The organism is Streptomyces coacervatus (genome assembly GCF_029223485.1).
Lineage (GTDB): Bacteria > Actinomycetota > Actinomycetes > Streptomycetales > Streptomycetaceae > Streptomyces > Streptomyces coacervatus.
The window spans coordinates 1-22,352 of sequence record NZ_JARHTP010000031.1 but is presented as its reverse complement, the minus strand read 5'-3'; the positions used below and the strand labels follow the sequence as shown (position 1 = coordinate 22,352).

General features: G+C 70.1%; 21 protein-coding genes and 2 tRNA genes. 9 read left to right on the top strand and 14 right to left on the bottom strand.

Annotated elements, in window-relative coordinates; translation table 11 throughout:
• Nucleotides 1-14 precede the first annotated feature (14 nt).
• Nucleotides 15-338: a DMT family transporter gene (locus tag P2Q00_RS46905; protein WP_275781024.1), complete on the top strand. Its 324-nt coding sequence runs from the start codon at nucleotides 15-17 to the stop codon at nucleotides 336-338.
• Here P2Q00_RS46905 and P2Q00_RS46900 read toward each other — a convergent pair.
• Both P2Q00_RS46900 and P2Q00_RS46895 read right to left on the bottom strand, forming a co-directional pair.
• On the bottom strand, nucleotides 335-1,078 hold the full coding sequence (locus tag P2Q00_RS46900) for an ATP-binding cassette domain-containing protein (protein WP_425579641.1): 744 nt from the start codon (nucleotides 1,076-1,078) through the stop codon (nucleotides 335-337). The genes P2Q00_RS46905 and P2Q00_RS46900 overlap by 4 nt on opposite strands.
• A 443-nt stretch (nucleotides 1,079-1,521) precedes the next feature.
• Nucleotides 1,522-2,127 carry a TetR/AcrR family transcriptional regulator gene (locus P2Q00_RS46895; protein WP_275781090.1) on the bottom strand — a complete coding sequence of 202 codons (606 nt, stop codon included), beginning with the start codon at nucleotides 2,125-2,127 and terminating at the stop codon, nucleotides 1,522-1,524.
• Between the two features lie 189 nt (nucleotides 2,128-2,316).
• Between P2Q00_RS46895 and hisN the strand changes: the two genes are divergently transcribed.
• From hisN to P2Q00_RS46880, 3 genes are all read left to right on the top strand, one after another.
• Nucleotides 2,317-3,117 (top strand): histidinol-phosphatase, encoded by an 801-nt coding sequence (gene hisN / locus P2Q00_RS46890; protein ID WP_275781023.1) that lies wholly within the window; start codon nucleotides 2,317-2,319, stop codon nucleotides 3,115-3,117.
• A gap of 162 nt (nucleotides 3,118-3,279) precedes the next feature.
• Nucleotides 3,280-3,672, top strand: coding sequence for a CBS domain-containing protein (locus P2Q00_RS46885; RefSeq protein WP_266844017.1), 393 nt, complete (start codon nucleotides 3,280-3,282; stop codon nucleotides 3,670-3,672).
• Nucleotides 3,673-3,778: 106 nt separating this feature from the next.
• A complete protein-coding gene (locus P2Q00_RS46880) occupies nucleotides 3,779-4,195 on the top strand; it encodes a Fur family transcriptional regulator (protein WP_275781022.1) in 417 nt (138 codons plus the stop codon).
• Between the two features lie 82 nt (nucleotides 4,196-4,277).
• On the opposite strand, the gene P2Q00_RS46875 is transcribed toward P2Q00_RS46880, so the two are convergent.
• The 4 genes from P2Q00_RS46875 to P2Q00_RS46860 form a co-directional block, all read right to left on the bottom strand.
• A tRNA-Met gene (locus tag P2Q00_RS46875) sits at nucleotides 4,278-4,351 on the bottom strand.
• A 130-nt stretch (nucleotides 4,352-4,481) separates the two neighbouring features.
• The gene (locus P2Q00_RS46870) at nucleotides 4,482-6,293 is read right to left on the bottom strand and encodes a tetratricopeptide repeat protein (protein ID WP_275781021.1); all 1,812 of its coding nucleotides are present in this window, start codon (nucleotides 6,291-6,293) and stop codon (nucleotides 4,482-4,484) included.
• Nucleotides 6,294-6,497: 204 nt separating this feature from the next.
• Nucleotides 6,498-6,571, bottom strand: a tRNA-Met gene (locus tag P2Q00_RS46865).
• A gap of 41 nt (nucleotides 6,572-6,612) precedes the next feature.
• Nucleotides 6,613-9,546, bottom strand: a complete 2,934-nt coding sequence (locus tag P2Q00_RS46860; RefSeq protein ID WP_275781089.1) for a UPF0182 family membrane protein — start codon at nucleotides 9,544-9,546, stop codon at nucleotides 6,613-6,615.
• Between the two features lie 163 nt (nucleotides 9,547-9,709).
• Here P2Q00_RS46860 and P2Q00_RS46855 point away from each other — a divergent pair, with 163 nt between their 5' ends.
• Nucleotides 9,710-10,252 (top strand): PPA1309 family protein, encoded by a 543-nt coding sequence (locus P2Q00_RS46855; RefSeq protein WP_275781020.1) that lies wholly within the window; start codon nucleotides 9,710-9,712, stop codon nucleotides 10,250-10,252.
• A gap of 43 nt (nucleotides 10,253-10,295) precedes the next feature.
• Here the strand turns inward: P2Q00_RS46855 and P2Q00_RS46850 are convergent, their stop codons facing one another.
• The 4 genes from P2Q00_RS46850 to P2Q00_RS46835 form a co-directional block, all read right to left on the bottom strand.
• Nucleotides 10,296-11,390 carry a YlbL family protein gene (locus P2Q00_RS46850; RefSeq protein ID WP_275781018.1) on the bottom strand — a complete coding sequence of 365 codons (1,095 nt, stop codon included), beginning with the start codon at nucleotides 11,388-11,390 and terminating at the stop codon, nucleotides 10,296-10,298.
• 56 nt (nucleotides 11,391-11,446) lie between these two features.
• On the bottom strand, nucleotides 11,447-11,611 hold the full coding sequence (locus P2Q00_RS46845; RefSeq protein WP_275781017.1) for a hypothetical protein: 165 nt from the start codon (nucleotides 11,609-11,611) through the stop codon (nucleotides 11,447-11,449).
• 119 nt (nucleotides 11,612-11,730) lie between these two features.
• Nucleotides 11,731-12,192 (bottom strand): molybdenum cofactor biosynthesis protein MoaE, encoded by a 462-nt coding sequence (locus P2Q00_RS46840; RefSeq protein ID WP_275781016.1) that lies wholly within the window; start codon nucleotides 12,190-12,192, stop codon nucleotides 11,731-11,733.
• A 94-nt stretch (nucleotides 12,193-12,286) separates the two neighbouring features.
• Nucleotides 12,287-13,399 carry an SDR family oxidoreductase gene (locus P2Q00_RS46835; protein WP_275781015.1) on the bottom strand — a complete coding sequence of 371 codons (1,113 nt, stop codon included), beginning with the start codon at nucleotides 13,397-13,399 and terminating at the stop codon, nucleotides 12,287-12,289.
• A gap of 192 nt (nucleotides 13,400-13,591) precedes the next feature.
• On the opposite strand from P2Q00_RS46835, the gene P2Q00_RS46830 reads away from it, so the two are divergent.
• Nucleotides 13,592-15,043: a zinc-dependent metalloprotease gene (locus P2Q00_RS46830; protein WP_275781014.1), complete on the top strand. Its 1,452-nt coding sequence runs from the start codon at nucleotides 13,592-13,594 to the stop codon at nucleotides 15,041-15,043.
• On the top strand, nucleotides 15,040-15,561 hold the full coding sequence (locus tag P2Q00_RS46825) for an NUDIX hydrolase (protein WP_275781013.1): 522 nt from the start codon (nucleotides 15,040-15,042) through the stop codon (nucleotides 15,559-15,561). Before P2Q00_RS46830 ends, P2Q00_RS46825 begins: the two co-directional genes overlap by 4 nt.
• Nucleotides 15,562-15,625: 64 nt before the next feature.
• Here P2Q00_RS46825 and P2Q00_RS46820 read toward each other — a convergent pair whose 3' ends face one another.
• The 4 genes from P2Q00_RS46820 to P2Q00_RS46805 form a co-directional block, all read right to left on the bottom strand.
• Nucleotides 15,626-16,381 carry an AIM24 family protein gene (locus P2Q00_RS46820; protein ID WP_275781012.1) on the bottom strand — a complete coding sequence of 252 codons (756 nt, stop codon included), beginning with the start codon at nucleotides 16,379-16,381 and terminating at the stop codon, nucleotides 15,626-15,628.
• Nucleotides 16,382-16,399: 18 nt separating this feature from the next.
• A complete protein-coding gene (locus P2Q00_RS46815) occupies nucleotides 16,400-17,080 on the bottom strand; it encodes an AIM24 family protein (protein ID WP_275781011.1) in 681 nt (226 codons plus the stop codon).
• A gap of 11 nt (nucleotides 17,081-17,091) precedes the next feature.
• A complete protein-coding gene (locus P2Q00_RS46810) occupies nucleotides 17,092-18,756 on the bottom strand; it encodes a TerD family protein (RefSeq protein ID WP_275781009.1) in 1,665 nt (554 codons plus the stop codon).
• 117 nt (nucleotides 18,757-18,873) lie between these two features.
• Nucleotides 18,874-19,470, bottom strand: a complete 597-nt coding sequence (locus tag P2Q00_RS46805; protein WP_275781007.1) for a M48 metallopeptidase family protein — start codon at nucleotides 19,468-19,470, stop codon at nucleotides 18,874-18,876.
• 254 nt (nucleotides 19,471-19,724) lie between these two features.
• On the opposite strand from P2Q00_RS46805, the gene P2Q00_RS46800 reads away from it, so the two are divergent.
• Nucleotides 19,725-20,957: a TOMM precursor leader peptide-binding protein gene (locus P2Q00_RS46800; RefSeq protein WP_275781005.1), complete on the top strand. Its 1,233-nt coding sequence runs from the start codon at nucleotides 19,725-19,727 to the stop codon at nucleotides 20,955-20,957.
• Nucleotides 20,950-22,317: an ABC1 kinase family protein gene (locus P2Q00_RS46795; RefSeq protein WP_275781004.1), complete on the top strand. Its 1,368-nt coding sequence runs from the start codon at nucleotides 20,950-20,952 to the stop codon at nucleotides 22,315-22,317. Before P2Q00_RS46800 ends, P2Q00_RS46795 begins: the two co-directional genes overlap by 8 nt.
• Nucleotides 22,318-22,352: the final 35 nt, after the last annotated feature.

Below are 22,352 nucleotides of genomic sequence, written 5' to 3'. Positions count from 1 at the left end.
CGGGAGGACAGCACATGGCGTGGCTGCTGGTGGTGGTGGCCGGGTTGCTCGAAACGGGCTTCGCCGTGTGCCTCAAGCTCTCCCACGGTTTCACCCGCCTGTGGCCGACGATCGCGTTCTGCATCTTCGCCCTGGGCAGCTTCGGTCTCCTCACCCTCTCCTTGAGGAAGCTGGACGTCGGCCCGGCCTACGCGGTGTGGACGGGCATCGGCGCGGCGGGCACCGCGATCTACGGCATGATCTTCCTCGGCGACCTGGTGTCGACGCTGAAGCTCGTCTCGATCAGCCTGGTCATCGTGGGCGTGATCGGCCTGCAGCTCTCCGGATCCAGCCACTAGACGACTTCAGACGACTTCCCGTACGCGCGGGAAGTGGCAGGCCACCCCATCCCCCTCGAACTCCGGCACATCATGCGCGCACCGCCCCCCGCTCCTCCTCGGCGAGCGAGGCGTACAGCGGGCAGCGCGGGCGGAAGCGGCAGCCGTCGTAGCGGCGGGTCGGGCTCGGTGGATCTCCGGCCAGCAGAATCCGAGGGGTGACGAGGGCGTTCGAAGACCTCGTCGACCGGGCCCGCCTCGACCGTGCGGCCCAGGTACACGACGCTCACCCGGTCGGCGATGTTCCGGACCACCAACAGGTCGTGGGAGACGAAGAGGTAGGCGAGGCCCAGGTCTTCCTTCAGACATTGCAGCAACTCCAGCACCCCGGCCTGGACGGAGACGCCCAGCGCCGAGACCGGCTCGTCGAGGACGAGGAGCTCCGGTTCGACGGACAGGGCGCGGGCGATGCCTATGCGCTGGCGCCGGCCGCCGGAGAACTCGTGCGGGAAGCAGTCGGCGTGTGCCGGGTCCAGGCCTGCCTGGGTGAGGAGTTCGGGGACACGGCGGGCGACGGTGGACCGGTCGGCGCCGTGCGTGCGCAGGGGCTCCGCGACGATGTCACCGACCGGCATGCGCGGGTCCAGCGAGGCCATCGGATCCTGGAAGACGATCTGGATCCGGCGGCGCAGGGCCTTCACCTGCGGTTTGGTCAGCTCGCCGCGCCGCACATCGAGATCGACCCCGTCAACGGCGTACACCGTGCCGACGCGGCGCTCGAAAGCGCAGCGCCCTTCAGAAGGGGGAAGGTGCGGGTGAGGCCGCGGACCTTCAACACCGGGTCGCCGACCGGCGGTTGGGGCTCGCGCGGGTCGTCGAGCGCGGGACCGCGGCCAGGAGTGGTCGCGTGTACGGATCCTTCAGGCGCCCGAAGACCTCCACCGCCGTACCCGACTCGACTCACGCTGTCCTACACGCTCAGCTCGGGCCGGAGATCGACGCACTGCTGGACAAGGCGAGCGAGACCACGGACACGGCGGCGGCCGACAAGCTGTACAACGAGGCCGACGCCAAGATCTGGGCGCTGGGCCACTCCGTCCCGCTCCACCAGCGCCCGGAGATCTCCGGCCGCGCCCCGTTTAAGGGGCGCGGGGAACTGCGCGCCCCCCCGGCCCGCAGATTCATCACCGCGGCAGCGAACCGCTCAGGCCGACTGCCGGGGCAGAGCGGTCCGCACCAGGTCCTTCACCCCGCCCTCCCCCGGCGGAGCCGCCACGCACGAGAGCGCGAGCCGCACCACGAGCTCACAGGACCGGGCCAGCTCGGCGGTGTCCGCCTTGTGCACGCCGGGCCCCGACAGCACCGCCACGGCCCGGTCCCGCACCATCGCCACGAAGTCGCCGGGCGACGGCAGCGGCCCGTCGGCACGGCGCTGCGCGGGTACGGCGGAGGAGGACGGCACGGCGGAGAGCGTCGGCGAGGGCAGCCGCTCGCTCCAGCAGCCGGTCAGCATGGCCCGTACGAGTGCATTCTCGCGCGCCGTGGACGCGGTCCATTCGGCGGTCGCGGTCAGCCGTTCACGGGCGTCGCTGTGGGTGGCGAGCGCCCGCTCGACTCCGGCGAGGTAGCCGTCCGCCTCCCTTCTCACGAGCGCCCTGGCAAGCCCCTCCTTGCTGCCGAACTCGTTGTAGAGGGTCTGCCGGGACACTCCGGCGGCCGAGGCGACGTCCACCATCCGCACGGCGGACCACGGTCGGCGCGCCAGCGCCGTGTACGCGGCGTCCAGTAGGGATTCCCGCGCTGCAGGCATCATCGCCTCCCTGGGGCGAGCGGCTCTGCGCCCAGATTTGACGCGCACAGGGGCACTGTCAAGGGTTCGCGAGGGCACGCGGGGGCGCCCTTCGGCCACCGCGAGCCTTCGGGGGACCGCCGATGTGCCGCCAAACCGTGAGCATGGCCTTGTGGCCCCATCGCGACCTCGCCGGATAGCGTTCGTTCCATGCCGGACTACCTTGACGACCTCCGTTTCGCCCACGTCCTCGCGGACGCCGCCGACGCGGCAACGATGTCCCGCTTCAAGGCGCTCGACCTCAAGGTCGAGACGAAGCCGGACATGACCCCGGTGAGCGAAGCGGACAAGGCGGCGGAAGAAATCATCCGCGGCCAGCTCAAGCGCGCCCGCCCACGCGACGCGATCCTCGGCGAGGAGTACGGCCTGGAGGGCACCGGCCCCCGCCGCTGGGTGGTCGATCCGATCGACGGCACCAAGAACTACGTACGCGGCGTCCCGGTGTGGGCCACCCTGATCTCCCTGATGGAGGCAGGCGAGACCGGCTTCCAGCCCGTCGTCGGCGTCGTCTCCGCCCCCGCGCTGGGCCGCCGCTGGTGGGCCGCGAAGGGCCACGGCGCCTTCACCGGGCGCAGCCTCTCCTCGGCCTCCCGTCTGCAGGTCTCCCGTGTGGCGAAGCTGGCGGACGCCTCGTTCGCGTACTCCTCCCTGACGGGCTGGGAGGACCAGGGCCGGCTGGGCGGCTTCCTGGACCTGACCCGCGAGGTGTGGCGCACGCGCGCGTACGGCGACTTCTGGCCCTACATGCTGGTCGCCGAGGGCGCGGTCGACATCTGCGCCGAGCCGGAGCTCTCCCTCTGGGACATGGCCGCCAACACGATCATCGTCACCGAGGCGGGCGGCTCCTTCACCGGCCTCGACGGCCGCCCGGGCCCGCACAGCGGCAACGCGGCCGCGTCGAACGGTCTGCTGCACGACGAGTTGCTGGGCTATCTCAACGAGCGCTACTGAGCAGCACCCGTAAAGGCACAGATGAGCGCATGCGCCCTCAATTGGCCGCACGCGCCCCCTTGTTGACCCCCGCTTTACCTGCGACTCTGAGAGTCCCCCCACTTGTGAACTTGTGAATCCGCGAACTAACTGTCCGGATTCCCTAGGAGGTGGCTCCATCCCATGCTCGTCCGCGACGCCATGAGCACGGTGGTCCTCACCATCGGCCCCGCCCACACTCTCCGCCAGGCCGCCGCCCTGATGTCCGCCCGCCGTGTCGGCGCGGCCGTGGTCCTCGACCCCGACGCCGGGGGCATCGGCATCCTCACCGAACGCGACATCCTCAACTCCGTCGGCCTGGGCCAGAGCCCTGACACCGAGCGCGCCCACGACCACACCACCAACGACGTCGTCTTCGCCGCCCCGTCCTGGACCCTGGAGGAGGCGGCCCGCGCCATGGCCCACGGCGGCTTCCGCCATCTGATCGTCCTCGACCGGGGCGAGCCGGCCGGCATCGTCTCGGTCCGCGACATCATCCGCTGCTGGGCACCGGCACGACAGCACGTGCCCGCCTGAGCGCACAGGGGGACCAGCCATCCACCTTGGACCCAGTCCAACTCGAACAGCGATCCAAACTCACACCCGTTCGGGAAATGGTCCCCCTGCTGTTAGGCTGGATTTCATGAGCGACCTTCTGGAACGGCTGCGCGGACGCGGATGGCGGATGACCGCGCAGCGGCGCGTCGTGGCCGAGGTTCTCGACGGCGAGCACGTACATCTGACCGCCGACGAGGTCCACTCCCGGGCCGTCGCCAAGCTCCCCGAGATCTCCCGGGCGACCGTGTACAACACGCTGGGCGAGCTGGTCTCCCTCGGCGAGGTGCTGGAGGTCTCCACCGACAAGCGCGCCAAGCGGTACGACCCGAACGCGCACCGGCCGCACCACCACCTGGTCTGCGCCCAGTGCGGCGCCATCCGTGACGTCCACCCGAGCGGCAACCCGCTCGCCGACCTCCCCGACTCGGAGCGCTTCGGATTCAAGGTCTCGGACGTCGAGGTCACCTACCGCGGCATCTGCCCGAACTGCGCGGCGGCGTAACCGCTCCGCGCATCCCCTGACTGCCTGCTGAAAACACCGAGGGCCGGAATCCATTCACTGGATTCCGGCCCTCGGCCTTCAGTAGCGGGGACAGGATTTGAACCTGCGACCTCTGGGTTATGAGCCCAGCGAGCTACCGAGCTGCTCCACCCCGCGTCGGTGAACGCAACGTTACGTCAGCAGCGACGACAAAGGCAAATCGCTTTGTTTTGAGGACGAGGCCGTTCAGGCCGAAGGGGGGCTGGGGGCGCAGCCCCCAGGGCGGTCGTCCCAGCGCCGGGCACCGCTAGGCCGACAGCTCCTCCCGCAGAGCATCCCGCAGGCGGGCGGCCCGCTCCGACACCTCCGCCGGCCCCAGCTTCACCGCCCGGTCCGCCCATCGCTGCCCTTCCGCCAGCTCACCCCGACGCGCGTAGACCAGGGCCAGCCGCAGCGCGGCCCGGCCGTGCCCCGCATCGGCGGCCCGCGTCCACCACACCGCCGCCTCCGGCTCGCTCCCCTCCCGGGCCAGCAGCAGCCCGAGATTGAAGGCGCCGTTGCGGGACCCGGCCTCGGCGGCCTCCCGGTACCAGCGGGCCGCGTCCACCACGTCCCCCCGGGCCGCGGCCATCATCCCGACCCGCACCTGCGCCCGCCGGTGTCCCTGGGAAGCCGCGCGCTCGTACCACTCCTCGCACTCGGTCTTCTCGTGCACGGACTCCCCGAGCTCATGCGCGGGCGCGGGCGGCCGCCGGGCGTCCAGTACGGTCGCCAGTCGGTACGCGGCCTCCGCGCTGCCGCCTCCGGCCGCGCAGCGCAGATGCCGCTCCGCCGCCCGCTCGTCCCCGTCCCGCAGCCGTGCCATGCCGACCTGCAGCGCCGCCTCCGTGTGCCCGGCGGCCGCGGCACGCTCGTACCAGCGCAGCGCGACGTCGTCCTCGCTCCGCCCGGCGTGGAGGATCCCCAGGTTGAATGCGGCATCCACGCTCCCGGCCTCCGCAGCCTTGGAGAACCACGGCTCGGCGCCGGTCGTGTCGCCGCCCTGCAGCAGCAGGATCGCCAGCGCGTTCGCCGCCTCCCGGTGCCCGGCGTACGCGGCCCGGCGGTACCACTGCTCGGCCTGCGCGGTGCGCCCCTGCTCGGCGCAGAGCAGCCCGAGGTTGTACGCGCCGTTGTCGTCCCCGGCGTCCATCGCCGCCCGGTACCAGCGCTCGGCGGTCTGCGTCTCCCCGCGCTCGGCATGCAGCGCGCCCAGCGCGTTGGCCGCGTTGCCGTCCCCGTCCTGCGCGGCCCTGAGCCACCACACGGCGGCGCTCTCGGTGTCCCCGGCGTCCCTCAGCAGGAACCCGAGCGCGCAGGCGGCCCGCGCCTCTCCGTCCTTCGCGGACGTCAGATACCAGCGCCCGGCCTCCTTGAGCTCACCGCGCCTCTCCAGGATCGCGCCGAGGTGCAGCGCGGCCCGCCGGTGACCGCGCGCGGCGGCCTGCCGGTAGAACTGCTCGGCCTGAGCCAGCAGCTCGACACCGTTGTCACCCCCGTCCTCGCCCTGACATGCCGCCTTGCGATCAAGGGCACGCGCCAGCCGGTAAGCGGCCTCTCGGTGGCCTCGCTCCGCGGCGGCCCGCATCCAGTCCTCGGCGCCGGTGTCCCCGCGGTGCTCCAGCAGATCGGCGAGCGCGTAGGCGCCCAGGGCATGGCCCTGCTCGGCGGACTGCCGCAGCCAGTACTCGGCGGCGGGCTCGTCCCCGCGCTCGCGGTGATGACGCCCCAGCGCGTGCGCGGCCGCCGCGGACCCGGCGACGGCGGCGATCCGCCACCAGCCGGCGGCGTCGTCGGCGTATCCGCGCTGATGGAGAAGGACTCCCAGGTTGTTGGCAGCGGCGCGGTCTCCCGCGGCGGTGGCAGCACGCAGATGGGGCTCGGCTCCGTCGAGATCACCACGGCGCAGCAGCATGGCCCCGAGGACGCTCATCGCCTCGACGTCGCCGGCTTCGGCGGCGAGCCTCTGACGAACTTCCTCGACGGCCTCCTCAGCCACCTCCCCGGCTTCGCCCGGTTCGGAAGGCTGCACAAATCGCCCTGTCTCGAACAGAGTTGCCTTGTCCCCCATAACGTCCATCGTCGCACCACCTGCAACCTGGGTACACCTGGTATACCGCAGCCAGTGAGGTCACTTCAGCGTTTTGTCGACATGCCCACAGAGAGACAAGTCAAACACAGTTCTCCCAACTCCCCACAGCGGCACGTCCATCCCCTGGGTCGGCACATGCGTTCGCACATCACGAAGGCCCGGATCCTGTTGGATCCGGGCCTTCGACTTCAGTAGCGGGGACAGGATTTGAACCTGCGACCTCTGGGTTATGAGCCCAGCGAGCTACCGAGCTGCTCCACCCCGCGTCGTTGTGTGCCAACCGTACCACGACGCGGGGTGGGCATGATCAGCCGCTGCCGGAGCTACTGCTGGGGCTGCCGCTCGGACTGGGGCTGCTGCTGCTCTTGTTGCCGCTGCCGCCGCTTGTCCTGTCGGCCTTGGCCTGCGCGTCCTCGGCCCGCTTGAGCGCGGCCTCGAGGTCCTTCTGCGCCTGGCCGTAAGCCGTCCAGTCGTTCTTCTTCAGGGCTTCCTGGCCCGCGTCGAACGCCTTCTGGGCGTCGTTCAGCGCCTGCTGGACCGTTGGATTACTGGACGTCGGCGGCTTGGTCGTCCCCTCGTCCGACGGCGGGTTGGTCGAACTCTCCGCTCCGAAGACCTTGTTGAGGGCCTGGTCGAGGGTGTCCTCGAAGGCGGTCTTGCCGCCGTAGGTCACCAACACCTTGCGCATCAGCGGGTACTTGAGTCCACCACCGCGTACGTAGACCGGCTCCACATAGAGCAGTCCCTCGTCGAGCGGCACGGTCAGCAGGTTGCCGTACTCGATGTCGGAGTCGCCGCCCTTGAGGAGTTTGATCGCGGAGGCGATGTCCTGCTCGGAGTTGAGCTGGCTCTGGACCTGTTTGGGTCCGTCGACCGTCGTGCTCGTCGGCAGTTTGAGGACTCTGATCCTGCCGTAGTCGCTCGACTTCGCATCGGCGTCGACCGCCATGAACGCGCTGAGGTTGTCCCGGCCGTTGGGCGTGAAGGTCGTCGTCAGCGAGAACGCCTGCGAGGCCTGGTCGGGCATCTTCATGCTCAGGTAGTACGGCGGCACCGCGTTGCCCGACTTGTTGGTCGGGTCGTCCGGCACCTGCCACACCTCGCTGCCGGTGAGGAAGGTCTGCGCGTCCGTGACGTGGTAGCGGGTGAGGAGCTCGCGCTGCACCTTGAACAGGTCCTGCGGGTAGCGCAGATGGGCCAGCAGGTCGTTCGAGATGGCGGTCCGCGGCTGCACCGTGCCCGGGAACGCCTTCATCCAGGTCTTCAGCACCGGGTCCTTGGTGTCCCACTGGTAGAGCTTGACCTCGCCGGTGTACGCGTCGACGGTCGCCTTCACCGAGTTGCGGATGTAGTTGACCTGGTTCTGCTGGGCCACCACCGCGCGGTTGGTGTTGGTGGCGGTCAGCGAGTCGGCCGTCGTATCGCCCAGGGTCGTACGGGAGGCGTACGGGTATCCGTTCGTGGTCGTGTATGCGTCGACGATCCACTGGATACGGTGGTTGACCACTGCCGGATAGGCGTCGCCGTCGATGGTCAGCCAAGGCGCCACCGCCTCGACGCGCTCCTTGGGCGTGCGGTTGTACAGGATTCGCGAACCCTCGCCGATCGCACCGGAGTAGAGGATCTGCGGCTCGTTGAACGCCACCGCGTACGCGGCCCGGTTGATCGGGTTGGCGAGGTTGACCCCGCTCTTGCCCTTGTAGCTGGTGGTCTTCTCACCGCTGTCGTCGGAGTAGTCGATCTCCTTCTGGGGACCGCCGACGATCGAGTACGCGGTGGTCTTCTCGCCGTAGTAGATCTGCTGCTGGTACTTCCCGAGGTCACCGGTGGACGGCAGATCGGACTCGGTGAAGACGGGCTGGCCGTCCTGGGTCTCGGTGCCCTTGGCGGCGACCACTCCGTAGCCGTGGGTGTAGCGGAAGTGGTCGTTGATCCAGTTGTTCTTGGGAATGCCGTTGAGGTTCAGCTCGCGCAGACCGATGACCGTGTCCTGGTCCTTGCCGTCCTTGCTGTAGCGGTCGACGTCCAGGTTGGTCGGGAACGCGTAGTAGTTCCTGATCTGCTGGAGCTGCTGGAACGTGGGCGAGACGATGTTCGGGTCCAGGATGCGGATGCTCGCCGTGGAGTCGACGTCGTCGCGCAGTGTGGACTTGTCCTTGGTCTTGCTCGTCCCGGAGTAGTCGCTGACCTTGGCGCCGTCGATGCCGTACGCCTCACGCGTCGCCTTGAGGTTCTTCTGGACGTACGGCGCTTCCTTGGCCTGCTCGTTGGGCTGGACCTGGAACTTCTGCACGATCGCCGGGTACAGCCCGCCGATGAGGATCGCCGAGAGCACCATCAGGCCGAAGCCGATCACGGGCAGCTGCCAGGTGCGGCGCCACAGGGTGGCGAAGAAAAGCAGCGCGCAGATGACGGCGATGCAGAACAGGATCGTCTTCGCCGGCAGGTAGGCGTTCGCGTCGACATACCTGAGGCCGGTCCAGTTGTCCGTCGCCTTGAAGTCGCTGGACTTCACGGCGAGGCCGTACCGGTCGAGCCAGTACGCGACCGCCTTCAGGGCGACGAAGACACCGAGCAGCACCGACAGATGGCCGGTCGCGGCGGAGGTGGCGCGCGCGCCCGGGGAGGTGATCCTGAGGCCGCCGTACAGGTAGTGGGTGAGCGCGGCGGCGATCAGGGAGAGGATCGCGGCGGCGAAGCCGAAGCCGAGCAGGAACCGGTACCAGGGCAGGTCGAAGGCGTAGAAGGAGACGTCGAGGTGGAACTGCGGGTCCTTCTGGTGGAAGGGCACGCCGTTGACCCACATCAGCCAGGTGCGCCACTGGCTGGACGCCGAGGCGCCGGCGATCAGACCGACCAGGGCGGTGATCCCGAGCAACAGCCAGGTCTTGTACGGGGCGATGCCCATCCGGTAGCGGTCGAGGCTCTGCTGTTCCATCGACATGGCGCTCAGCGGTGGCCGCAGCCGGTGCGCGAGCCAGATGTTGAAGCCGACCGCGAGGGCCATCAGCAGACCGAAGACGAAGAACAGTCCGATCTTGGTCCACAGGGTCGTGGTGAAGACGGACGAGTACTTCACGGAGCGGTACCAGAGCCAGTCCGTCCAGAAGCCCGCGAACATGGTGAACGCCATGCCGAGCACGGCAAGGACGCCCAGTGTCATGAGCAGGGTCCGGACGCGCCGGGACGGGCGGCCCACTCTGATCCGTGGCCCCGTCGGGCCTCCGCCGCGGTCCGGCATCTGGAAAGCCAAGGTGCGCACCTCGAAGTCGCTGTCGGTTCGTCAGGCCCGCGTGTTCGTGGACCTTCCGTGGCCCCCCGTGATCGTGGGCCCACACCTATGCAACTTACTCACCGTTTACTCGGTTCCCGATTCCGGCCATGAACGAGGCAGGATTGTGACCATGTCCAACACTCCCATGGCAGCGAGCCCCCTCACCCGGGCCGTACTCGAGATCGACGAGTACGCCTCCGGCCTCGGCTGGGACCAGCCCGCCCGCCTCTTCGCCCTCGTAGACACCGCTCGGCTGCGGACCCAGGAACCCGCCCTCGCCGCCCAGCTCGGCCTGGCGGACGAGCCCGAGACGACCGGTCTCACTCCGGTCGAGCAGGACGAGATCCCGGCCGGCAAACCGCTGGACGAGTTCCTCGCCACGATCGCCTGGCCCGACGCGGTGGCCGGCTGCGCGCTCACCGTGGAGCGGCTGATGCTGCCGCCGTCCGCCGAGGCTCAGGTCCCCGAGGGGCTGAGCGAGGCCAAGCTGGCGAAGTGGGTGGCGGGTCACCCGGACCGTCAGGAGGTCCGGATGACGGTGGCGGTGCTGCGCGACGGCGCACGCGACTCGGCGCTGCGGCTGCGCGAGAAGGACGCGCCGACCGAGGTCCTCACCGGCTCGGAACTGGTGCCGGGCCTGGCGGAGGCCCTGGCGGCGACGTTCGAGGAGTAGTTCTTCCCGGTCCCGCGTGCGCAGCCCTGCGTGGCCCTTGGGGCTACTTGGCCGTGCACTTCGGCAGGTCGGACGTCTTGCCGGTGCGGATGTCCTTCAGCGCGCCGAGGGCGTCGCCGATGGTGTTCACCTTGACCAGGGTGAGCCCACTGGGGGTGTCCTTGGCGGCGGCCTTGCAGTTGTCTGCGGGCGTCAGGAAGTACTGGGCGCCCTTGTCGCGTGCGCCCACCGTCTTCATCTCGATGCCGCCGATCGGGCCGACCTTGCCGCTGTCGTCGATCGTCCCGGTGCCGGCCACGAACTTGCCGCCGGTCAGGTTGCCCGGGGTGAGCTTGTCGTAGATGCCGAGCGCGAACATCAGACCGGCGCTCGGCCCGCCGACGTCGGCGAGCTTGATGTCGATGCTGAACGGGAAGGTGTGGTCCGTCCCCGCGGAGATCCCGACGATGGCGCGCTTCTTGCCGCTGTCGTCGGAGGTGGCGGTCTTGATCGTGATGTTCTGGGTCTTGGTCGCCGTGGTGTTCTTCTTCTCGGCGGCGGCCTGCTCCTTGGCGGGCACGATCGTGAAGACGACGTCCTGGCCGGGCTTGTGCTTGGTGACCAGCTTGGCGACGTCGGCCGGCTGCTTCACGGCCGTGCCGTCGACGGCCTTGATCACATCTCCGGCGTGCAGCCTGCCCTGCGCCGGGGAGCCCTTGACCACCGTCGAGACGATCACCCAGCTCTTCACCGGGATGCGGAGCTCCTTCAGGGCGGCGACCTTGGCGCTCTCCTGGGACTGGCTGAACTCCTCGGCGTTCTCCTGGGTCGACTGCTGCTCGGTCTTGCCGTCCGGGTAGAGCGTGTCGTGCGGCACGACCTTGCTGTCGTGGGCCAGCCAGCCGTAGACGGCCTCGACGAGGTTCATCTTGTAGTCGGCGCTGGTCACCCGCACGGTGGTCATGTTCAGGTGCCCGTCGGCCGCATAGGTCTTGCGTCCGGAGATCTGCAGCACCGGCTCGCCGTCGTGGTTCCCGAGCGTGTTCACCGTCGGTCCCGGGGACATCTCCGAGTACGGCACGGGGATGAACACTCCCGCGCACAGGAGCGCGATCAGCATCAGGGTGGAGGCGAGCATCGTCGCGGTGCGGCGTGGCATGCCAAGACAGTACGGGAAGGTCCTGTCAGCGCACCGTCAGCCCCACCCCTGTCATGTCACGTACCGGAGTGGGGCTTCTCCATGGCCTCACGGAAGCGGGCGTAGCCGTCGAGTTCGGGCCCGTCGCCGCGCACCTTCCGGGTCCGGTTGGCCCAGCTGCCCCACAGACCGGCGCCGATCGCTGCCATCAACGGAATCAACAACCAGAGGAGCGCCCCCATGCCGACCTCCCAACCCCGATGAGCGACCGCAAGAACTGACTGATCAGCAGATTAACCAGCCACACTGAGAACGCTGACGCCAGGGGTGCAGTTACGCAACCCGGGGGAGGCGGAGGGGCTCAGCAGGCCCCCACCCATTCCTCCGTACCATCGGAGAAGGTCTGATGCTTCCAGATGGGCACCTCGTGCTTGAGATCGTCGATCAGCTTCCGGCAGGCCTCGAAGGCCTCGCCCCGATGCGGACACGAAACGGCGACGACCACGGCGAGGTCCCCGACGCCCAGCTCACCGATGCGGTGGACTGCGGCCAGAGCCCGCACCGGATAGTCGGCGACGACCTTCTCCGCGATCCTTCGCATCTCGGCCTCGGCACTGGGGTGGCACGAATAGCCGAGCCGGTCGACATCGGCACCCCCGTCGTGGTTCCGCACGGTCCCCACGAACAGTGCGGTCCCCCCGGCGGCGTCGTCCCCGACGGCCTTGAAGACCTCGTCCAGGGAGAGCGCGGTCTCACGTACGGCGATCAGCTTGACGGGGTCCTGCGCGGCCTGCTCGCCGGGATGGTCGTTGGTGGGTGCCATGCGTCCATCGTGCCGCACGCCACTGACAACCCGGAATAGACGTTTCACCCGGCACGCGCGTGTACGGGCTTGGAGTGTCCTACAGGGCTCGCTCTCAGATCCGGCGCCGGGCCTTGCGTGCCCGTCGCACCACGGCGGCCGCGCCCAGCAGCGCCACCGTCGCGCCCGCGGCTCCGGCCGCCGTCGCGTCCTTGCGGCCCAGCCGCCGGCCGGCCACCGTGTGCCTGCCCGAGACCTCCTCCAGGAGCTCCGCGAGCACTTCCTCGTTGGTCCACTGGGGCCGCCATCCCGCGTCGTGCAGCCGGCTTCCGCTGACCACCCAGGGGTACATCGTGTACGCCAGGTCCCCGGCCGGAGACGGCGTCAGGCCGATCCGGTGCAGCCTTGCCGCAGCCCCCAGGGCCACCGCCGACGGCAGCTCCATCCGCCGGATCCCGCTGAGCTCCTCGACCTCCTCCTGTTCCAGCCACCCGTCGCAGCCCACGGCGAGTTCCCCGTCGACCTTCTCCAGGACGGCGTACTCCAGGGCACTGCACAGATCCTCGACGTGGCAGAACTGCCAGGCGGGCCGCGACCCGGCCACGACGAGCAGCCGGGGCGACTCGAAGTACCTGGTCAGCGCGGTGTCCGTGCCTCCCACCAGGACCGCGGGCCGCACCACGGTGACATTGAGTCCGGGATGGGCCCGCGGGCCGCGCCGGGCGAGCCGCTCGATCTCCAGCAGGTCCCCGACCCCGGTGGCCTCGGCCGTGGCCCGCAGCTCCGCGTCCTCGGACAGCGGCAGCTCGTTGTCCGGCAGCGCCCCGTACACCATCGCGGACGTGCACAGCACGACCCGGTGGATGCCGGCCGCGGCGGCAGCGGTCAGCACGGTCTGTGTCCCCCGTACGTTGTAGGCCGTACGGGCGGCAGGGTCGGTCTCCAGATCCAGATCGAGCGCCAGATGCACCACCACGTCGGCGCCCCGCAGCTTTTCCGCGATGGCCGGATCCCGTACGTCCAGGATGTGCCACTGCGCCCCCGCGCACTCGCCGCGGCGCTCGTCGATGGCGATGACCTGCTTGATCTCGTCCGAGGCGACGAGCCGCTCGGTGAGCAGCGCGCCGATGCCGGACGCGGCACCGGTGACCGCGACGACCGGTCCGCGGACCGTCGACGGGGTTGACTCGTTTCGCGCTGCGCGAACCTGCGGATCTGGGGAACTCACCGGGCGTCTCCAGCGGTTGTCTTCAGTAAGAACGCGAGTGACGCGTCCGTACCAGGTGGCATCCATCCTGCCGCAGGCCAAGAGTCGGCGAAGCACCGAGGCCCGAACCGCCCACGGTGTCTACGCTGGGTGGTGTTATCGGGCAGTCGTGCCGTCGGAGACAACCGGCGGCCTTACCAGCCGAGGAATCCCGTGAGTGACACCCCATTCGGATTCGGCCTTCCGCCGGAGGAGCCGGAAGACGGCGACGAGGGCAAGAAGAAGGACCAGGAGAGCGGTGGTGGTCAGGGACCGGCCAACCCGTTCGGTTTCGGCGGGCTGCCCGGGGCCGGAGGCTTCGGCGGCCCCGGTGCGGACAATCCGCTCGCAGCCATGTTCGGTTCGCTGAACCCCACCGACCTGGGCGCCGCCTTCCAGCAGCTGGGCCAGATGCTCTCGTACGAGGGCGGCCCGGTGAACTGGGAGATGGCCAAGCAGATCGCCCGCCAGACGGTCTCCCAGGGCACCCCTGACGGCACCAAGGACGCGAGTGTCGGCGCCGCCGAGCGCACCGCGGTCGAGGAGGCCGTGCGCCTGGCCGACCTGTGGCTGGACGACGCGACGTCGCTGCCGTCGGGTGCCGGCACCGCCGTGGCGTGGTCGCGCGCGGAGTGGGTCGAGGCGACCCTGCCCGCGTGGCAGGAGCTCGTCGACCCGGTCGCCGAGCGCGTCGGCGCGGCGATGGGCGACGTCCTGCCGGAGGAGATGCAGGCCATGGCGGGCCCGCTGATCGGCATGATGCGCTCCATGGGCGGCGCGATGTTCGGCACGCAGATCGGGCAGGCCGTCGGTGTGCTCGCGGGCGAGGTTGTCGGTTCCACCGACATCGGCCTGCCGCTGGGGCCGGTCGGCAAGGCCGCGCTGCTGCCGGTGAACATCGAGGCGTTCGGCAAGGACCTGGGCGTGCCGAAGGAGGAGGTGCGGCTGTATCTCGCCCTGCGCGAGGCCGCCCACCAGCGCCTGTTCGCGCATGTGCCGTGGCTGCGTTCGCACCTGTTCGGCGCGGTCGACGGGTATGCGCGCGGGATCAAGGTCGACACGGCCAAGCTGGAGGACGTGGTCGGCCAGTTCGACCCGCAGAACCCGGAGCAGCTGCAGGACGCCCTCCAGCAGGGCATGTTCCAGCCGGAGGACACCCCGGAGCAGAAGGCTGCCCTGGCCCGTCTGGAGACGGCTCTGGCGCTCGTCGAGGGCTGGGTGGACGCGGTGGTGCACGCGGCCGCGAAACCCCGCCTGTCGTCCGCGGACGCGCTGCGCGAGACCCTGCGCCGCCGCCGTGCGACTGGCGGCCCGGCGGAGCAGACATTCGCCACGCTGATCGGCCTGGAGCTGCGCCCACGCCGGCTGCGCGACGCCTCCCGCCTGTGGGCCTCGCTCACGGACGCGCGCGGGGTCGACGGCCGGGACGCCCTGTGGTCCCACCCGGACATGCTCCCGACGGCCTCCGACCTGGACGATCCGGACGGCTTCGTGCACCGCGAGCAGCTGGACTTCTCCGAGCTCGACAAGATGCTCGGCGAGGCGGCGGGCGGCGGCTCCGCGGAGAAGCCGAACCTGAAGAAGGACGACGCCCCCGAGGACGACAAGGGCGACGACACCGAGTGAGCCTGTACGACGACGCGGTCCTCGTGCTCAAGGGGTACGAGGACCAGGAAGAGCTGCGACAGACCTATCTGGACCACCTGGCGGCGCACCCGGACGGCATGTGGAAGGCCTGCCATGCGGGCCACATCACGGCGAGCGCCCTGGTGATCGATCCGTCGCGCGACCGCGTTCTGCTGACCCTCCATCGGAAGCTGCAGATGTGGCTCCAGATGGGCGGCCACTGCGAGCCGGAGGACACCGCCCTGGAGGCGGCGGCCCTGCGCGAGGCCACGGAGGAGTCGGGCATCGTCGGGCTGACGCTGCTGCCGGGCGGCCCGGTCCGCCTCGACCGGCATCCGATCCCGGCCCCGTGCCACTGGCACTTCGACGTCCAGTACGCGGTCATGGCGCCGCCCGGGGCGGTCCAGGAGATCAGCGACGAGTCGCTCGACCTGCGCTGGTTCGCGTACGACGAGGTGGCGGACGTGGCCGACGAGTCGGTCGTACGGCTGCTGGAAGCGACGCGCGCCAGGCTCTGAGCCTTGGCAACGCGTAAGGGGCGCCCGCAGTGGCGGGCGCCCCTTACGTTTGTTTCCTGGACGCTCAGCTCCAGACATTCCCCTGGTTCTGCGCCCGAGCCCCGTGCTGCCCCATGCCGTACTGCGCGGCGAGGCCCGACCCGATCTGGGCGTTCTGCGGCGGCAGCAGCTCGCTCGGCTGGACCAGCGCGAAACCGCTGCCCATGAAGCTGAGCTCCCAGCCCTCACCGGTGTTGCCGCGGCGCCGCCACACGCCTGAGGAGTGCGTCTGGGCCTGCATCTGGACGCGCAGCCCGGTCGACCAGGCGACGATCGCGTCGGCGTCGCAGTTGACGTACTTGTCGGGCGTCACCTGCATCATCAGCGGCGCGCCCGAGGTCATCAGGGCGACCTTGCCGCGGCCGGTGATGTTGAGCTGGTACTTCCCCGAGCCGGAGATGCCGTAGAGGCTGTCGACGGCGATGACCTCGTGGTGCAGCGAGGAGTCCATCGCCAGCACGTAGCTGCTGTCGACGGTCAGCCCGTCCTGCTCCACGTCCACCACATGGATGTGCTGGGCGAGGTTGGCGAAGTAGACCGTGCCCTGCCCGTGGCAGCGCATCAGGCTGAGGCCCTCGCCGGTGTACGCACGCGCGCGTGCCTGGTTGTTGCTCTGGTACTCGGCGTCGAACTCGACGAGCCCCTGGTAGGCGACCATCGTGCCCTTGCGGGCCAGAATGTCGTCGTGGCCCTCCAGGGTGACGCGCAGCATCTGCTTGTTCTGCAGGCTGTAGCGCTCCTGGGACTGCGAGTCGTTGAAGGTGAAAAGCGGACTCTGCATGGCGTTTCTGGCTCCCCCTCAGCCCCGGACCCGGAGACGGTCGGTGCTGTCCTCGCTGGGCTGGACGACGACGATGCCCTGACCGGAGAAGGCCATCTGGAAGGCCTCGCCGCTGCCGCGGCCGATCAGCGACTGCGCCTTGAAGCTGCGCTTGCCCTTCACCTTGAGGTTCGGGGACCAGGCGACGAGCGCGTCCGGGTCGACGTAGGTCTCGTCCTCGCCGCCACCGCAGTCGACGACGATCGGCGTGCCCCGGGAGGTCAGCGCGACCCAGCCCTGTCCGGAGATCTTGGTGTTCCACAGACCCTGCCCGGCGAACTTCGCCAGCCCCTTGACCCGCTCCACGCCCCACGTCAGATGCGCGTCGAAGGCGAGCAGGTTGGTGGCGTTGACCGAGATGCCGTCGCCGTTGAGGTTGATGACGACGACGTTCGCGCCGTAGTCGGCGAGGTAGAGCAGTCCGTCGCCGGAGCACTTCATCAGGGGCGCGCCCTCACCGGTCATCCAGTCGCGGGCGATCTGGCGCACGGCCGGCGGATTGGGCTCGTACTGGATGAAGCCCTCGTAGGCGATCATCGAGCCCACGCGCGCGAGGATGTCGTTTCCGGTCTGCATGGCGACCTTCAGCATGTGGTCGCCGTGGTTCTCCATGCGGGCGGTGACGGGTGCGGGGGCGTAGCCCGCGAGTGGCTGGTTCATGACGGGCTCCCTCAGACCTCGTACGGCTGGACGACGATGAAGTTGCCGGGCGCGCCCCGGAACTGCAGGTTGACGCTCTCGCCGGTGTCGCCCGGGTAGGCGTTGCGCCGCATGCGGACCTGGCTGGAGACGATCACCTGAGAGGCGGCCGACCAGGCGACCACGGCGTTGGCGTCGGCGAACGTCGTGGGCGTGACGGGCAGCACCACAGGAGTGCCGTGCGTCTTCACGACGATCGTGCCGGTGCCCTGGAACTGCATCGTGAACAGCGCGCCCCCGGGGATGCCATGACCCTCGATACGGCGGACCTCGTACTGGAGGCTCTCATCGAAGGCGAGGACGCTCTCGGCGGAGACACAGATCGCGTCGCCCTGGAGCTCGACGGGGTGCAGGTTGGCGGAGTTCTCGGCGAGGAACACCTGGCCCTGGCCGGTACAGCGCATCAGCTGCATCTCCTGGCCGGTCGCGTTGCCCACGATCCGGCCGGCGAAGCCCGCACCCTTGTAGCCGAAGTCGACCTTGCCCTGGTAGAGCACCATGCTGCCCTGGCGGGCCAGCACGGGCTGGCCGCCCATGCCCAGGTCGACGCGGATCAGCTTCTTGTTCTGAGGCGTCCAGCGCTGCCCGGTGGGCGTCTCCTTGAACTTCTGGAGCGCGGCGCTCACCCCGGCGCCGCCCTGGGGAGCGCCCTGCGGGACGCCCTGAGGCGCGCCGTAGGGCGCCTGCTGCCCCGGGATCTGCCCGAACGGGGGCTGCTGGCCGTAACCGGGCGGCGGGCCCGGGGCGTGCGGGGCCTGCGGGGCCGGGGGCTGGGCGTAGCCGGGCGGCGGCGGTGGGCTCTGGCCGTACGGCTGCTGCTGGGGCGGCTGTCCGTAGGGCGCGGGCGCCGGGGCCGGCGGGTGCACCTGGCCGCCGCCGGGCGGGGTCATGGGCGCGATGATGGTGGGCGCGGCGTGCACATTCGGCGCGGGCGCGGGTGCGGGCGCCGCGGGCGGAGTCGCTCCCGGGGGCGGCGCAAAGCCCTGCGCGGCGGGCTGCGGAGCCGGGGCGGGCGCCGGGGCGGCCGGGGCGCCGAACGCGGGCGGTGCAAAGCCGGGGGCGGCTCCGGTCTGGGGCTGCTGCGGAGCGGGCGTCGCAGGCGCCTCCTCCTCCATGACCTCCCCGCCGAAGTTCTTCAGCAGCGCCTCGAGGCCGCCGTCGAAGCCCTGCCCGACGGCCGCGAACCGCCACACGTCCTTGAGGTAGAAGTCGCCCAGCATCACGGCCCGCTCGGTGGAGAACTCCGAGCCGTTGAAGGAGTACCGGGCCACCTCCTCGCCACCAGCGACGATGCGGACGTATCCGGGGGCGATCTGCGACATCTGCCCGGCACCGTCGAGGGTCGCCGTGAAAGACAGCTTCTGGATCTGCGCCGGAATCCGGTCGAGCGTGATGCGGAAGGACTCCGTGTCGCCCGCCTGGGCGCCCAGCAGCTGAATGGACTCCTCGGGGGACTTCGGCTGATTGAAGAAGACGAAGTAGCGGTCGTCCGAGAGCCGTTCGTCGGCGTCAAGTCCGAAGCAGCTGATGTCGAAGGTCAGCCCGGGGCCGCTGATCTGCACGCCTACGTACAGATCGGTGCCCGCGGTGAGGTCACTGATCCTGGCCTTGTGGCCGCGTTGGAATTCCCTGGCCATGCGTAACGACCGTCCCCCATCCCGAATGCGAGTGCGTCGCGCCAGGTTAACGGCTAACTCCGACACCGGATGAAGTCGGTACAGACCCGGTACACAACAACCGCCCCAGGACAGCGGTCACTCCCCGCGAGCCCCCGGCACATGCGGCAACCGCTCGGCGGCGACCACTCCTTCGAGGTAGCCCCGGGCCCGTTCGGTGCGCGGATACGCTTCGAGGAGCCGCCAGAAGCGGGGCCCGTGTCCGGGCACGAGCAGATGCGCCAGCTCGTGTACGAGGACGTAGTCGACGACGTACTCGGGCATGCCCTGAAGCCGGTGCGACAGACGGATGCTGCCCTCGGACGGGGTGCACGAGCCCCAGCGCGTGTTCTGGTTGGTGACCCAGCGCACCGAAGCGGGGCGGGCCCGGCCGTCGAAATACTGGGCCGACAGCCGCTCGGCGCGCTCCGCCAGCTCGTCGTCGCCGAGGACCCGTTTGCTCTCCTGGGCGGCCAGCTTGTCGAGCATGACGGTCACCCAGCGCTGCTCCTCCGCCTCGGACATCCGGGCAGGGATGAGCACGACGGTGCGATCGCCCTCGCGGTACGCAGAGACCGTCCGGCGTCGACGGGAGCTCCTGCGGACCTCGATCGCGCTCGCCCCCGAGCCGCTCGGCGGCTGGCTCGTCGTGCTGCGCTTTGGCGTTCCGGCGCGGTGCAGTGGGTCGGCGGGCACGCCCCGACGTTACCCGCTGCACACGGAGGAAGTCCCGACTCCTGGACGGTTCCGTCTCGATCCGCCACCGAGCGTTTGATTTGTACGACAAATACCCACCACCTGTGGACAACTTTCGGCACCCGTCAGCGGGTTTGGGCATGCTGGTTCTCGCCGGGACAGCCGCGACGGACCGTCGATCGACCATCGACGGCGCGCCGACCGAGCTCCACCGGCGGACGGAAATGTTCCACGAGGGCTACGGGGGCCTGTCAATGAATGCGATGGTTCCGCTCGCGCCGGTGCTGAAGCCCGCGCTCAGGCGCGGCTGGCGCGATCTCAACACCGTGCAGTTCGGTATGACACCGGCGCACGGGATGACGCTGGGTCCGGTGGACACGGCAACGGGCAGTTTTCTCGACCTGCTCAACGGCACCCGCGGGCTGCCCCTCCTGCGCGAGGAGGGACGCCGTATGGACCTGCCCGACGGTCATGTCGACAGCCTGGTGGAGCGGCTGGCGCGGTCCGGCCTCCTGGACGACGCGAAGGGCGGCGGACCGGCCGCCGACGCGCTCCGCGGCAAGAAGGAGGTCCTCGCGCGGCTGCGCCCGGACCTCGCCTCACTGTCCCTGATCGCCACCGAACCGGGCGAAGCGATCGGTCGCCTGGCCGCGCGCCGCTCACTGCGCGTGCAGGTGCGGGGTGCGGGCCGGGTGGGTTCGGTACTGGCCTCGCTGCTGGCGGGTGCCGGGATCGGGGAGGTCGATGTGCGGGACGTCGGCCGGGTCGAGGCGGGGGACGTGGCACCGGGCGGACTGCCCGCCGAGTCCGTCGGCGACCGCAGGGACGAGGCCGCCCGGCAGGCCCTACGCCGGTCCGCCCCGGACCGCCCACCACGCCGCGGCGGGGCGGCTCCCCCTCCGGACGGCGATCCCGGCTTCTCGCTGGTGATCCTCGCCCCGCGCGACGACGTCGCCGTCCATGCCCCCGCGCCGTCCACCGCAGAACCCCTGATCGCCTCGGGTACGCCGCATCTGTACGCCGGCGTCGTGGAGGCGACCGGCGTCGTCGGCCCCCTCGTCCTGCCCGGTGAGACGGGCTGCGCGGGCTGTCTGCACGAGGGGCGCACCGATCGGGATCCGGCCTGGCCCCGACTGGTCGCACAGTGGCGCTCCGGCACGCCGCGCCAGGTGCGACCCTGCGACCTGACGCTGGCCACGACGGTTGCCGGGCTGGCGGCCGCACATGCGCTCGCGTTCCTGGACGGCCGGGTCCCAACGAGTGCCGGAGCCCGCTGGGAGGTCTCCCTACCCGCTCTGACCTGGCATGCGCGGCCGATCTGGGCACATCCGGCATGCCCGTGCGGGGCCGCGGAGAAAGGTAAGGGAGAACACACCTCCGAGGACGAGGAGTCACACGAGACAATGGCGGGGCAACGGTCGCCGAAGGAGTTGTGTCGTACGGCAGAAGCGGCGCGGCCGGCAGGGACTTGGAGGGCGCATGTCTGATCTTCCCCGCAAGGCGGTCACCCGGACCGCCAAGCTCGCCGCGCTCCCGCTCGGCTTCGCCGGGCGGGCGACCTGGGGACTGGGCAAGCGGATCGTCGGCGAGTCGGCGGAGATCGTCGGCCGGGAGCTGCAACAGCGCACGGCGGAGCAGTTGTTCCGGGTCTTGGGCGAGCTCAAGGGCGGCGCCATGAAGTTCGGTCAGGCCTTGTCGGTCTTCGAGTCGGCGCTGCCCGAGGAGGTCGCCGGCCCCTACCGTGCGGCGCTGACGAAGCTGCAGGAGGCGGCGCCACCGATGCCGACCAGCACCGTGCACCGGGTGCTCGGCGAGCGGCTCGGCGAGGACTGGCCCGACCTGTTCCTCGAATTCGAGGACAAGCCCGCCGCCGCGGCCTCGATCGGACAGGTGCATCGCGGGGTGTGGCACGACGGCCGCGAGGTGGCGGTCAAGGTGCAGTACCCGGGAGCCGGTGACGCCCTCCTGTCCGACCTCACTCAATTGAGCCGATTCGCCCGGCTATTGGGTCCGCTCATCCCCGGCATGGACATCAAACCTCTGATCGCGGAGCTCAAGGACCGCGTCTCGGAGGAGCTGGACTACGGCCTGGAGGCCCAGGCCCAGCAGGCTCACGCCGAGGAGTTCGCGGACGATGCGGACGTGGTGGTGCCGGGCGTGGTCCACCAGTGCGACGAGGTGCTGATCACCGAGTGGATCGACGGAGTCCCCCTCTCGGAGATCATCTCGGACGGCACCCGGGAACAGCGCGACCGCGCCGGTCAGCTCCTGGCCCGCTTCCTCTTCTCCGGCCCGGCCCGCACCGGCCTGCTGCACGCCGACCCGCACCCGGGCAACTTCCGTCTGCTGCCCGGCGGCCCGGGCGGCGAGGACGACTGGCGCCTGGGCGTCCTGGACTTCGGCACGGTCGACCGCCTCCCGGGCGGCCTGCCGGCCCCCATCGGCGACTCCCTGCGCATGACCCTCGACGGCGAGGCCGAGGCCGTCTACGAACTCCTCTGCGCGGAGGGCTTCGTCAAGGAATCAATCGAGCTGGACCCGAGCGCCGTCCTCGACTACCTCCTGCCGATCATCGAACCGGCCCGGGTCGACGAGTTCACCTTCACCCGCGGCTGGATGCGCAGCCAGGCAGCCCGCATCGCCGATCCCCGCTCCCCCGCCTACCAGTTGGGCAAGCAGCTCAACCTTCCCCCGGCGTACCTCCTGATACACCGGGTGACGTTGAGCACAATCGGCGTGCTGTGCCAGCTGGGGGCGTCGGTGCGACTGCGCGAGGAGCTGGAGGAGTGGCTTCCGGGGTTCGCCCTGGAGGAAGCCGCTGAGGGGGAGTCGGCCGCGGAGGCGTGATTCGGGCTGTCCTGCTGCGTGTCCGAGGGGTGGGG

Excerpts from the sequence above, each read along its gene's own strand:
- P2Q00_RS46885 (WP_266844017.1), top strand. The coding sequence starts at position 3,280 with ATGCTCGTCCGCGACGCCATGAGCACGGTGGTCCTCACCATCGGCCCC.
- hisN (WP_275781023.1), top strand. The coding sequence starts at position 2,317 with ATGCCGGACTACCTTGACGACCTCCGTTTCGCCCACGTCCTCGCGGAC.
- P2Q00_RS46810 (WP_275781009.1), bottom strand. The coding sequence starts at position 18,756 with ATGGCCAGGGAATTCCAACGCGGCCACAAGGCCAGGATCAGTGACCTC.
- P2Q00_RS46870 (WP_275781021.1), bottom strand. The coding sequence starts at position 6,293 with ATGGACGTTATGGGGGACAAGGCAACTCTGTTCGAGACAGGGCGATTT.
- P2Q00_RS46845 (WP_275781017.1), bottom strand. The coding sequence starts at position 11,611 with ATGGGGGCGCTCCTCTGGTTGTTGATTCCGTTGATGGCAGCGATCGGC.
- P2Q00_RS46905 (WP_275781024.1), top strand. The coding sequence starts at position 15 with ATGGCGTGGCTGCTGGTGGTGGTGGCCGGGTTGCTCGAAACGGGCTTC.
- P2Q00_RS46860 (WP_275781089.1), bottom strand. The coding sequence starts at position 9,546 with ATGCCGGACCGCGGCGGAGGCCCGACGGGGCCACGGATCAGAGTGGGC.
- P2Q00_RS46795 (WP_275781004.1), top strand. The coding sequence starts at position 20,950 with ATGTCTGATCTTCCCCGCAAGGCGGTCACCCGGACCGCCAAGCTCGCC.
- P2Q00_RS46840 (WP_275781016.1), bottom strand. The coding sequence starts at position 12,192 with ATGGCACCCACCAACGACCATCCCGGCGAGCAGGCCGCGCAGGACCCC.
- P2Q00_RS46895 (WP_275781090.1), bottom strand. The coding sequence starts at position 2,127 with ATGCCTGCAGCGCGGGAATCCCTACTGGACGCCGCGTACACGGCGCTG.
- P2Q00_RS46815 (WP_275781011.1), bottom strand. The coding sequence starts at position 17,080 with ATGAACCAGCCACTCGCGGGCTACGCCCCCGCACCCGTCACCGCCCGC.
- P2Q00_RS46855 (WP_275781020.1), top strand. The coding sequence starts at position 9,710 with ATGTCCAACACTCCCATGGCAGCGAGCCCCCTCACCCGGGCCGTACTC.
- P2Q00_RS46850 (WP_275781018.1), bottom strand. The coding sequence starts at position 11,390 with ATGCCACGCCGCACCGCGACGATGCTCGCCTCCACCCTGATGCTGATC.
- P2Q00_RS46880 (WP_275781022.1), top strand. The coding sequence starts at position 3,779 with ATGAGCGACCTTCTGGAACGGCTGCGCGGACGCGGATGGCGGATGACC.
- P2Q00_RS46820 (WP_275781012.1), bottom strand. The coding sequence starts at position 16,381 with ATGCAGAGTCCGCTTTTCACCTTCAACGACTCGCAGTCCCAGGAGCGC.
- P2Q00_RS46800 (WP_275781005.1), top strand. The coding sequence starts at position 19,725 with ATGAATGCGATGGTTCCGCTCGCGCCGGTGCTGAAGCCCGCGCTCAGG.